Source organism: Metapseudomonas resinovorans (assembly GCF_002003485.1).
GTDB classification, from domain to species: domain Bacteria; phylum Pseudomonadota; class Gammaproteobacteria; order Pseudomonadales; family Pseudomonadaceae; genus Metapseudomonas; species Metapseudomonas resinovorans_D.
Map to the genome: position 1 here is coordinate 1 of NZ_BDMA01000089.1, position 11184 is coordinate 11184.

General features: G+C 63.6%; 10 protein-coding genes. 4 read left to right on the top strand and 6 right to left on the bottom strand.

Translation table 11 applies throughout. The annotated features are described in order from the left end of the window. The first annotated feature begins 209 nt into the window (after nt 1–209). The 3 genes from ercA to MnOB_RS24875 all read left to right on the top strand — a co-directional run bounded on the left by ercA (nt 210) and on the right by MnOB_RS24875 (nt 4883). The gene (gene ercA / locus MnOB_RS24865; protein ID WP_077527195.1) at nt 210–1373 is read left to right on the top strand and encodes an alcohol dehydrogenase-like regulatory protein ErcA; all 1164 of its coding nucleotides are present in this window, start codon (nt 210–212) and stop codon (nt 1371–1373) included. Beyond that, entirely contained in the window at nt 1357–2694 is a 1338-nt protein-coding gene (locus MnOB_RS24870) for a hybrid sensor histidine kinase/response regulator (protein ID WP_077527197.1), read from the top strand. Before ercA ends, MnOB_RS24870 begins: the two co-directional genes overlap by 17 nt. Before the next feature lie 485 nt (nt 2695–3179). Further along, nucleotides 3180–4883 (top strand): ABC transporter ATP-binding protein/permease, encoded by a 1704-nt coding sequence (locus tag MnOB_RS24875; RefSeq protein ID WP_234358327.1) that lies wholly within the window; start codon nt 3180–3182, stop codon nt 4881–4883. Here MnOB_RS24875 and MnOB_RS24880 read toward each other — a convergent pair. Together MnOB_RS24880 and pobA are read right to left on the bottom strand one after the other, a co-directional pair. Further along, on the bottom strand, nt 4869–5996 hold the full coding sequence (locus MnOB_RS24880) for a glycoside hydrolase family 5 protein (protein WP_077527200.1): 1128 nt from the start codon (nt 5994–5996) through the stop codon (nt 4869–4871). The genes MnOB_RS24875 and MnOB_RS24880 overlap by 15 nt on opposite strands. 211 nt (nt 5997–6207) lie before the next feature. Then, entirely contained in the window at nt 6208–7392 is a 1185-nt protein-coding gene (pobA, locus tag MnOB_RS24885) for a 4-hydroxybenzoate 3-monooxygenase (protein ID WP_077527201.1), read from the bottom strand. A gap of 161 nt (nt 7393–7553) precedes the next feature. Between pobA and MnOB_RS24890 the strand changes: the two genes are divergently transcribed. Continuing rightward, nucleotides 7554–8423, top strand: a complete 870-nt coding sequence (locus MnOB_RS24890; protein WP_077527203.1) for a helix-turn-helix domain-containing protein — start codon at nt 7554–7556, stop codon at nt 8421–8423. 136 nt (nt 8424–8559) lie between these two features. On the opposite strand, the gene MnOB_RS24895 is transcribed toward MnOB_RS24890, so the two are convergent. Genes MnOB_RS24895 through MnOB_RS24910 form a run of 4 tightly spaced genes read right to left on the bottom strand, consistent with a single transcriptional unit; the run spans nt 8560 to nt 11047 of the window. Continuing rightward, entirely contained in the window at nt 8560–9072 is a 513-nt protein-coding gene (locus MnOB_RS24895) for a DoxX family protein (protein ID WP_077527205.1), read from the bottom strand. Beyond that, entirely contained in the window at nt 9069–9845 is a 777-nt protein-coding gene (locus tag MnOB_RS24900) for an HvfC/BufC N-terminal domain-containing protein (RefSeq protein ID WP_077527207.1), read from the bottom strand. Before MnOB_RS24900 ends, MnOB_RS24895 begins: the two co-directional genes overlap by 4 nt. Next, nucleotides 9842–10711, bottom strand: coding sequence for an MNIO family bufferin maturase (gene bufB / locus MnOB_RS24905; RefSeq protein ID WP_077527209.1), 870 nt, complete (start codon nt 10709–10711; stop codon nt 9842–9844). The genes MnOB_RS24900 and bufB overlap by 4 nt, the downstream gene beginning before the upstream one ends. Before the next feature lie 24 nt (nt 10712–10735). After that, complete coding sequence (locus tag MnOB_RS24910; RefSeq protein WP_077527211.1) at nt 10736–11047, bottom strand: BufA1 family periplasmic bufferin-type metallophore; 312 nt, start codon at nt 11045–11047, stop codon at nt 10736–10738. Nucleotides 11048–11184: the final 137 nt, after the last annotated feature.

The following is an 11184-nucleotide window of genomic DNA, read 5'->3' on the forward strand; positions in this document are numbered from 1 at the left end:
TGTCTCCCGACACCCGTTACCTATGTCCCCCGGCTGAACACCGTGCGCACCGGTAGCGGAATGTCAGGGGGTGCCGAGCTCGCAATTGGTTTTCCTGTAGGAATGGAGGATGTGGGACCTAGGAAAGCTCCCAAGGTCTGATTGAAAAGCCCCGTGAATCCAGTAGGCTGGGTCCTACTCACCGCATAACTACAAGAAAGAGCCGTTTGATGCGTCACGATATCAGCTTGCTTCGCAAGTTCGTTTCTCCCGAGATCATTTTCGGCGCCGGCTGCCGGCACAATGTTGGCAATTACGCCAGCACCTTCGGCGCACGCAAGGTGCTGGTGGTGTCCGACCCCGGCGTGCAAGCCGCGGGCTGGGTCGCTGATGTGGAGGCCAGCCTCCAGGCCCAGGGCATCGATCATTGCCTCTACACCCAGGTATCGCCCAACCCCCGCGTGGAGGAGGTGATGCAAGGGGCCGAGTACTACCGCGCCATGGGCTGCAACGTGATCGTCGCCGTGGGCGGTGGGAGCCCCATGGACTGCGCCAAGGGCATCGGCATCGTGGTTGCCCATGGCCGCAGCATCCTCGAGTTCGAAGGGGTGGACACCCTGACCGTACCCAGCCCTCCGCTGATTCTGATCCCGACCACCGCCGGCACTTCGGCTGACGTTTCGCAGTTCGTGATCATTTCCAACCAGCAGGAGCGAATGAAGTTCTCCATCGTCAGCAAGGCGGTGGTGCCCGATGTGTCGCTGATCGACCCGGAAACGACCCTGAGCATGGACCCGTTCCTCTCTGCCTGTACCGGCATCGACGCCCTGGTTCATGCCATCGAGGCCTTCGTTTCCACGGGGCACGGTCCGCTCACGGACCCCCATGCGCTGGAAGCCATGCGCCTGATCAACGGCAATCTGGTGGCGATGATCGCCAATCCACAGGACATCGCCCTGCGCGAGAAGATCATGCTCGGCAGCATGCAGGCCGGGCTGGCCTTCTCCAACGCGATCCTCGGCGCCGTGCATGCCATGTCCCACAGCCTCGGCGGCTTCCTCGACCTGCCGCACGGCTTGTGCAACGCGGTTCTGGTCGAGCACGTGGTGGCCTTCAACTACAGTGCCGCCCCGGAGCGCTTCAAAGTGATCGCCGAGACCTTCGGCATCGATTGCCGTGGCCTGACCCACAACCAGGTACGCCAGCGTCTGGTGGAGCACCTGGTGACCCTGAAGCGCGCGGTGGGCTTCCATGAGACCCTCAGCCTGCATGGCGTTGGCACATCGGACATTCCCTTCCTTTCGCGTCACGCCATGGGCGACCCTTGCATCCTCACCAACCCGCGCGAATCCAGCCAGCGGGATGTCGAGGTGGTGTATGCCGAGGCCCTCTGACGACCCGCGCGACGCCCTGACCGGCCTGCTTGGTCTGGGCAGTCACTCCGCGCGCAAGAGCCATTACCCAGAACTGCTGGCGCGCCTGGAGGAGCTGGAGGCCGAGCGCAACCGCTACCAGACCCTCAATGACGAACTGGAGCAGCGCGTGCTGGACCGCACTCGCGAACTCCAGGCGCTGAACGAGCAGTTGCGCGAGGCCCGGGATGCGGCCGAGGCGGCCAACCTGAGCAAGGACAAGTACCTGGCCGCTGCCAGCCACGATCTGCTGCAACCGTTGAACGCTGCGCGCTTGCTGGTTTCCACCTTGCGCGAGCGCGAGCTGCCGGCGTCCGAACAAAAGCTGGTGGAGCGCACCCACCAGGCGCTGGAAGGGGCCGAGGACCTGCTGACCGACCTGCTGGATATTTCCAAGCTGGACCAGGCCGCGATCAAGCCGGATGTGGATGTCTACCAACTGGACGAGGTGCTGGGCCCGTTGGCCTCGGAGTTCGAGAGCGTCGCCGAAGCTGCTGGATTGGGGCTGCGTGTGCGCATTCCGCGCCTGTGCATCAGTACGGACTTCCGCCTGCTGACGCGAATTCTGCGTAACTTCCTCAGCAATGCCTGCCGCTACACCGAGCGCGGGCGCGTCCTGATGGGCGCCCGTCGCCGTGGTGACCATCTGCGCCTGGAAGTCTGGGACAGCGGTCGTGGCATTCCGGAGGACAAACTGCAGGCGATCTTCCTGGAGTTCAATCAGCTGGACGTCGGTCGTGCGGCCGAACGCAAGGGCGTAGGGCTGGGTCTGGCGATCGTCGACCGGATTGCCAGCATGCTGGCGTATCGGGTTGAGGTGAGGTCACAGTTGGGGCGAGGCTCGGTGTTCAGCATTGAAGTGCCGCTGGCCACGTCGCAACCCGAGACGAGAGCCCTTGTAGAACCACGCTCCGTAACCGGCGATCCACTCCCCGGCCGGCGCCTGTTGGTAGTGGATAACGAACCCGACATTCTCGAAAGCATGTCGGCACTTCTGGGACAGTGGGGATGCGAAGTGCTGACCGCCACTGACCTGGCCACCGCCCAGAAGGTGCTGGAGGATCAGGCGCCGGACCTGATCCTGGTCGACTATCACCTGGACCACGGCATGGTTGGTTGCGATGTGATTCTGGCCCTTCGCCAGCGCTTCGCGCGGCAAATTCCGGCGGTGATCATCACCGCTGACCGCAGCGACCAGTGCCGACGCAAGCTGCAGGGGCTCGGCGTCCCGTTGCTGAACAAGCCGGTCAAACCGGGCAAGCTGAGGGCGGTGATCAGCCAGCTGATCGGCAGCGCCAGCTGAAACGGCGGCCCATCTGGCAGGTCCGTCGATCCACCTTTTTCGGCCAGCGGCGCTCGACGGTCTGGAAAAAAACGGTGGATCAGATTCCGTGTGCTTGAATCAACCTTACCGGCGTTGCCATGCAACGAGGCCGACGAGCCGAGATCAGATGGTCTGCCCTCGTTTGTCCCTGCGTTGCAGCCACGTCCCGCGGCAGACCCTCGCCGAGAGCCAACCATCGGCAGGGCAGACAACGCGCTCCCCGGAGTTCGCTGAGCAACCTGAGGCCACGGCCTCGAGCAGCAGGGGGTCAGATGATGCTTCGCATGCTGAACAGGGCGGCAACACAGGCTCGCCCGCAATGGGGAAACTGCTGCGTCGCCTGTGCGCAGCACAAGGTGGGGCCTGACTCTTCCAGGGCGCCTGCTCGTCTTTTCTCTGAATCGAGTGGCAGCTAGATGTTCCGGCCGGCGGCAAGATCGCGCTGGCAGTTCCTGAGTCTGGTGATGCCGTACTGGAACTCCACGGAGAAATGGAAGGCGCGCGGCTACACCCTGGCTTTGCTTGCGCTCACCCTGGCGCAGGTCGCATTGGTGATCTGCCTGAATTACTGGAACCGGGCGCTGTTCGATGCCCTGGAGGCCAGGTCGCTGAATCGCCTGATGGTGCAGATCGGCGCCTTCGTGGTGATCCTGCTCCTGACCGTTGGCGTCACCGCGCTGCACATGCGGGTCAAGCGCTGGCTGCAACTGGACTGGCGCAAATGGCTCACGGCCAGGGTCCTCGACAAGTGGATGGCGCACGGGCATCACTACCAACTGCAATTGACCGAAGGGGAGCATGACAATCCTGACGGTCGCATCGCCGAAGACATTCACGTCTTTACCGAGAGCTCGATTGCCCTGACGCACTCGCTGGTCTACTCGTTGCTGATCTTCGGCAGCTTTGCCGACATCCTGCTGACGGTCACCGGCAGTGCCAATTTTCCCGGAACCGCGTTGATGGTGCCGGGCTACATGGTGATCCTGGCCGTCGCCTACGCCGGCGCGGGAACGATCTTCGGCATGCTCCTCGGGCGTCCACTGATCAGGGCGACCAACAAATTGCAGTCCGCGGAGGCGGATTTCCGCTTCGGTCTGGCTCACGCCCGGGAAAGCTCCGAGTCCATCGCGTTGATGCAGGGGGAAGCGGCCGAGCGCCAGCAATCTTCGGTGCATTTCGCCGAGTTGGGTCACCGTTGGTATCGCCAGACCCGCGCCTATCTTGGAATCGTGTCTTTCTCTTCGGGCTACGGCGTGCTTCTGCCGGTATTCCCGATCCTGATCATGGCGCCCCAGTACGTTGCCGGCAGCATGACGCTGGGGGTGCTGATGCAGGCGGCGCAGGCGTTCCAACAGCTGACGTCGGCACTGTCATGGCCGATCGACAATCTGGCGGAACTGGCGCGGTGCCGGGCATCGGCGGACCGCGTGATGAGCCTGTACCGTGACCTGGTGAGCCTGGAAGAGCGCGGCACCGAACCGCAGGGGCATCGGATCAACCTCACACAGTCGCAGAAGACCGAAATGGTGCTGCGCGACCTGTGTATCTCCAACCCTGATGGTCAGGTCCTGATCGAGGGCCTCAACGTCGTGATCCAGCGAGGGGAGCGGGTGCTGATCTCCGGCGATCCCACGATCACCATCGGGCTGTTCAAGGTCATGGCCGGGTTGTGGCCGTGGGGACACGGGGAGGTCTGGCTGCCGGCGGGGCCGGCCATGTGCTTCTTGCCGCAGCGCCCCTTCCTGCCCGTTGGCAGCCTGCGCGCGGCGCTCTGTTATCCGCATCCGGCTGACACCTACACCGTCAGCGCATTGCGCGACGCGCTTGAATCCGCGGGGGTCGCCTGGCTGGCCAAACGCCTGGACGAGGTCGAGAACTGGCAGAGCGTGCTGCCGTTGCGGGCGCAACAACGGTTGGGTATCGCCCGGCTGTTCCTGCAGCAACCCGCGTGGGTGTTCATCGAGGAGGCCACGAGTGCCTTCGAGCCGCAGGGCGAGGAATATCTGATGGACATGCTGCATCGCGAACTGCCGGACACGACGCTGCTGGCCATCAGTTTCCAGACGGGCCTGGAGCGGAACTACCAGCGCAAGCTCCTGCTCAGCCACCTGCCGAACGACGCGGTTGTGGGCTATGGCACGCCGCTGCGTGCGCTACGAAAAAGCTGAGGGCAACCAACCGCGCTGGACGCATTCACGGAAGCACCAGGCCGGCGTGGTCTCGGTCTTGTAGCTCCAGAAGAACCAGCCCAGGTATTTCTCGTAGGTCAGTAGTTGCGCTGCGGCGTAGCCGCGATAGGCGACTTCCTGTTGGAAGCGGTCCATGTTTTCCAGCGCATGGTTGAACGGCCCTTCGGCCCATAGCGAAACGACTTTCAGGTCCAGCCCCAGGCTCCACTCGCCGCAATAGGCCGGGATGCCGAGGCGCTGGATGATTCCGTCCGCCTCGGTTTTCCACTGGCCGCTGGCTTTGTGGATGTGGGTATAGATATCGCTGTCGATGTCACCACGCTCGAAGCACTGGTAGCGGTGGATGTCGAACACGACGTTGGCGAATTCCGGTGCTTGCATGAAGCCCAGGTATTGCTCGTAGTCGCGGAAGCCGTCGTGGAACACCACGCTGACCTTGTCTGCGCTGCAGTGCTGGCGAATGCGCTGGTAGGCGTCCTGGTTGTAGCCCTTGAGGTAGTCGGTCGGCACATCCCAGCGGGGCTCGTTGAGAACCTCGATGGCATGCAGGGCGCTCTGGTCGCGATAACGTTCGGCCAGGCGTTCCAGCACGCTCAGCGAATGCGCGCGGTACTCATCCTGGGTGTGCCATTCGCAGACATCCTTGATGCCGCCGTTGTCGAAGCCGTTCTGGCAGCCGGGTGCGGCGTGCAGGTCGAGGACGATCCTCAGCCCGAATTCGTCGGCCCAGGCGAAGGCCCGGTCGAGCACCTCGATGCCGCCCTCGACGAAGGGGTGGTGGGCTTCGCCGTATTTCGGGTGGTAGGGGTAATCCGGCCCGAAAATCCAGTGCCCCACGGGAATGCGTACGGCATTGAGGCCGCGTTCGTGCAGCCAGGCAAAATCGTCTCGGGTGATGAAGGTGTTCCAGTGTTGCTTCAGTCTTTCCGGGGCTCGTGCGCCCATCTCGGCACACCAGGTGGTTTCATCGGTGGCTTGCAGACCCTCGAACAGGCTCGGGGTCATCCACTTCTCCAGGACCAGCCAACCGCCCAGATTCACGCCGCGCAATTTCTGTCCGGCGTTGGTATTGACGGGATTCTGCTGCGCCATGACTGCACTCCTTTGGTCTGCACGAACCGAACTTCTGGAATTCTTGCCAATCGCCCTTGCAAGCCTAGGTCATGAGCGGGAGGCCGCCAGGCGGGATGGTGACGACAGTGCCGGGATCGGTGCGCATGGCGCACCCTACGGCTCACCTCGCCTGTAGGGTGCGCCGCGCGCACCGCAGCAATGCAATCCGGTGCGCGCCGGAGCCGGTCCCTTAGCCAATCGCCTCGTACGGCAGGCCCACATAGTTCTCCGCAATGGTCTTGCGACCGGCTTCGGAACCGACGTAGTAGTCCAGTTCGGTCTGTTGCATGCGGCGTCCGAAATCGTCGGTTTCCGGGAAGCGGTGCAGCAGCGAGGTCATCCACCAGGAGAAGCGTTCGGCCTTCCAGATGCGCCGCAGGCAGATGGACGAATACTGTTCCAGCAGGTCGACGCGGCCCTCGCCATAGACCTTCACCAGGATGCGGAACAGGGTATTCACGTCACTGGCCGCCAGGTTCAGGCCCTTGGCGCCGGTGGGCGGGACGATGTGGGCGGCGTCGCCGAGCAGGAACAGACGGCCGTATTGCATGGGCTCCACCACGAAGCTGCGCAGCGGGGCGATGCTCTTCTCGATGGAAGGGCCAGTGACCAGCTTCGCTGCGGTCTGCTCGGGCAGGCGGCTCTTCAACTCATCCCAGAAGCGCGCGTCGGACCAGTCTTCGACCTTTTCTTCGGCCGCCACCTGCACGTAGTAACGGGTGCGGGTAGGCGAACGCATGCTGCACAGGGCGAAGCCGCGTTCGTGGTTGGCGTAGATCAGTTCGTCGTTCACCGGCGGGGTGTCCGCCAGCACGCCCAGCCAGCCGAAGGGGTAGACGCGTTCGAACTCCTTGAGCACGCCGGCGGGAATGGACTTGCGCGAAACACCGTGGAAGCCGTCGCAGCCGGCGATGTAGTCACAGTCCAGGCGCAGGGTCTGGCCGTCCTGTTCGAAGGTCACGTAGGGGGCGTCGGATTTCAGGTCGTGGGGCTGGACGTTGGCCGCGTTGTAGACACTGCGCGCGCCACAGGCGGCGCGGGCGTCCATCAGGTCGCGGGTCACCTCGGTCTGGCCGTAGATCATCACGCTCTTGCCGCCGGTGAGCCCCTTGAGGTCGATGTGTTCGCAACGACCGTCGAAGGCCAGCTCGAAGCCGTCGTGTACCAGACCCTCGCGATCCATGCGCTCGCTGACGCCGGCTTCGCGCAGCAGGTCGACCATTCCCTGTTCGAGCACCCCGGCGCGGATGCGGCCAAGGACGTAGTCCGGCTTCTGGCGTTCGATGATGACGTTGTCGATACCGGCCTTGTGCAGCAACTGGCCGAGGAGGAGGCCGGACGGGCCGGCGCCGATGATGGCGACCTGGGTTCTCATTGTTGTTGTCCTCTCGAAGGATTTCGGTAGCCGGCGCAAGGCAGTCGCGGCTTACCTGTTGTTGTGGTGAGCCTGTATTTTTTGTGGATGGGCATTGGCTTTGAAGGCAATATCCAAGGTCATTCATGGACTTTTCATGGATTGATGCCATTGGAGGTTCGATGATCGAACACACCCATTCCCCTGTCCCGGTGTTCAAGCTCTACGGCGAGACGGCCGCCTGGCCGACGCCGGACCTGATCCATTGGGAATCGATCGAGTCGCGCAGCCGCCTGCATGAATGGGAGATCAAGCCCCACCAGCATGGCGACCTGGTGCAGTTGCTCTACGTGCGCTCCGGTCGCGCGGAGCTGGAAGTGGAAGGGCGGGTGAATCGGGTCGACTGCGCGTCGCTGCAGGTGGTGCCGGCGCTCTGCGTGCATGGTTTTCGCTTTTCCAACGATGTCGACGGCCATGTGCTGACCCTGGCGCTGCCTCTGGTGGAACAGGTGGCGGGGCTGCTCGACAGCAATGCGCTGCTGGCACCGGCCTGCTTCGCCGCCGGCGACAGCCAGCCCTACCTGGACACCTTGTTCGAAGCCATCAGCCGCGAGTACGCCCAAGCGGCGCCGGGGCGCGAGCTGATGCTGCAGTCCCTGATCAGTGTGTTGCTGGTGTGGATTGGCCGTCGCTCGCTGGCCCTGTCCCAGGCCGAAGCCCAGCATCAGGATCGCGGGCGGCTGCACCTGCAGGAGTTCGCCCGGTTGCTGGAGAAGCACTTCCGCGAACACCTGCCTATCGAGCATTACGCCCAGCGTCTGGGGATCAGCGCCGCTCATCTCAACGCCCTGTGCCGACGCCTGGCCGGGCAGTCGGCGCTGCAGATGATCAACCAGCGGTTGCTGCTGGAAGCCAAGCGCTGCCTGGTCTACACCGCGATGACCATCAATCAGGTGTCGGACAGCCTGGGCTTCTCCGAACCGGCCTATTTCTCCCGATTCTTCAAACGCGGAACGGGGCAATCACCGAAGGAATTTCGGATCGCTCGTTAACGGGCTTGCATAGTACGTAGGGTGGATGACGCTCTTTTCATCCATCGTCGGAGCCCGGTGGAGCAGCGCCTGGTGGGCTGCTGCGCAGCCCATCGCGATTGAAATCGCTCCTACAGTTTTCTCCCACTGGGGGATTTCAACCTTGATACCGCCGCCCGATCAGATGATCGATGGACAACACCCCCGGTCCTTGGCTGACCAGCAGCAACAGGCAGGCCGCCCAGACGCCGTGGGTGGGATAGGCGTCGGGGTAGACGAAGAACTGGATCACCAACGTCATGCCCAGCAGGGCCAGGGCGGAAAAGCGCGTGGCCAGGCCGAGCAGGATCAGCAGCGGGAAGAAGTGCTCGGCGAATGCGGCCAGGTGGGCGGCCAGTTCTGGTGAGAAGAAGGGCAGTTTGTATTCGTCCGTGAACAAGGGGATGGCCGAGGCGGAGAGGTGTGGAATGCCCAGCTGGAAGGTACCGTCCACCAGGTCGATGGCCAGGCCTTCCACCTTCGTCTGTCCGGATTTCCAGAAGATCGCGGCAACGGAGAAGCGCGCAACGAAGGCCACCAGGCTGTAGGGAATCCGTTTGCACAGTTCGATGGCCTGGACCACCAGTTTGGCGGGCAGGTGGCTGTAGTGGATCTGGATGGTGGCATTCATGGCATCTGACTCCCGCGATGGAGGGTGAACCGGGTGATGACGCCGCCCGCCAGCAGGCGAGCGAAGGTGGTGCCGAGGTCGAACGCGTTATCGATGGCCAGCGCGGCGCCCACGGCAGGGCCGAGTGGACTGCCCGCGATCAGGGCCTGGATGAAGGCCGTCTCACCGGCGCCGATGCGGCTGACTTCCACCTCCAGGCCATTGCGCAGTACCAGGGCGCACTCGGGCTGACCGGGGTCGACCTCAGTCAGCCCGAGCAATCCCTGATGGGCGGCCCAGAGCGAGGCGATGGCGTAGTCGGAACTGATCACGGCAATCGACGGGTGCAGCCAGAGCTGCAGGCCGGGCAGCCATTGCGGATCGGTCAGGACGTCGGCCAGGACGGTGCTGTCCAGGGACGGCAGGTCAGCGGCGTGGTAGGCGTGCACCTGCGCCAGTTCCAGGCGTGCCATGTCGGCCAGGTAAGGCAGGCTGGCAGCCGGTGGGAAGTTCGCGATAAAGGCAGGGAAGTCTTCGCCGTAAAAGACCAGCAGCGGTGAGCGAGGCGGCGTGGCTTGTACGTGCAGGCGCGCCATTCCGGCAAAGAATTCATCACCCACCAATTGCTTTACCACCGGAAAGGTATCCGCCAGCGCGTTGATCAGCGAGGCCAGCACATTGTTGCGATAGACCGCAAAACGCCGCATCGGATCGGAGCCATTCCAGGTCACCAGGCCGGGCGGGCAGGCCGGCTCCGGGGCGAGCAGGGCAGCGGCGAAGGCGTCGGTGTTCATGTTGAACGCTCCTTTTCCAACTTACGATCGGCGCGCTCGGCCTCACGTACCAGCACGTCCAGGGCGGGAATGTCGTTGTCCCGCTCGATCAGCGTCGGCACCGGGCCGAGGCGTTCCAGGGTTTCGTCGTAGAGGGTCCAGACCGCGTCATCGACGGCCGATCCGTGATGATCGATCAGCAGGCGCGAACCGGCGGCATCGCGATCCTCGGCGAACCCCGCCAGGTGGATTTCGCCGACCGCGTGCAGGGGCAGGGCTTCCAGGTAGGCGCGCACAGCGCGGTTGTGATTGATGCACGACACGTAGGCGTTGTTGAGGTCCAGCAGCAGGCCACAGCCCGTACGTTTCACGACCTCGCTGATGAACTCGGTTTCGTCCAGGGTGGAGCGGCTGAACTCCAGGTAGGTCGCCGGATTCTCCAGCAGCATCGGCCGTTGCAGATGGTCCTGGACCTGGTCGATGTGCGCACAGACCCGCTCCAGGTTGGCCTGGTCGTAGGCCAGTGGCAGCAGGTCGTTGAGAAAGAAATCGCCATGAGTCGACCAGGCCAGGTGCTCGGAGAATGACGCCGGCTCATAGCGGCGGAGCAGCGCGGCCAGGCGGTCGAGATGGGCTTTGTCCAGCGGCTGGTCGGCCCCTATGGACAGGCCGACGCCGTGGATGGAGAGGGGATAATCCTCGCGGATCAACCCCAGGTAATGGTGGAAGGGGCCGCCTTCCACCATGTAGTTCTCGGCGTGGATCTCAAGGAAACCGAGGGCCGGCCGGGATTCGAGCAGGTCCCGGTGGTGCTGGGACTTCAGCCCGATCCCGGCCCGTGCCGGCAAGCGGCCGGCAGGAGCAGGTGGCAGTGAAGACAGGGTCATGGCGCGCGCTCCTGCCGGTAGTGGTCAGCTCTTCTTCTCGTCCTTGAAGGCTTGCAACTGGCCATGGCCGGTGGGCGAAGAAGGCGACGCCGTCTTCTCGCAAGTGCCGGTGGGGACGTACTTCCAGGCGTTGCCCTGGTAATCCATCTTGGCGGTGCCCGCGCAGGACGTGCCGGCGCCGGCAGCGCAGTCGTTCTTGCCTTTCATGGCGACACCAAAACATTTCTCGTTGTCGGCGGCCTGGGCCCCCATGGGCGCCATGGCCAGGCCAATGGCGGTGCTCAGGGCAAGGGCGAGGCCGGTTGCGGATACGACACTGGCAGTCGGGTTTTTCATGGTTGTTCTCTCCGTTTCTGATGGGTCGATAGGGCTGGGCGCCCAAGGCGATGGGTGTCCCGGACTTGTTGGGTGCCGGAATCACCGCCTTCGAAAAAGGAGAGTTTGGACGACGAGCAGCGTTACATCCCGACGAG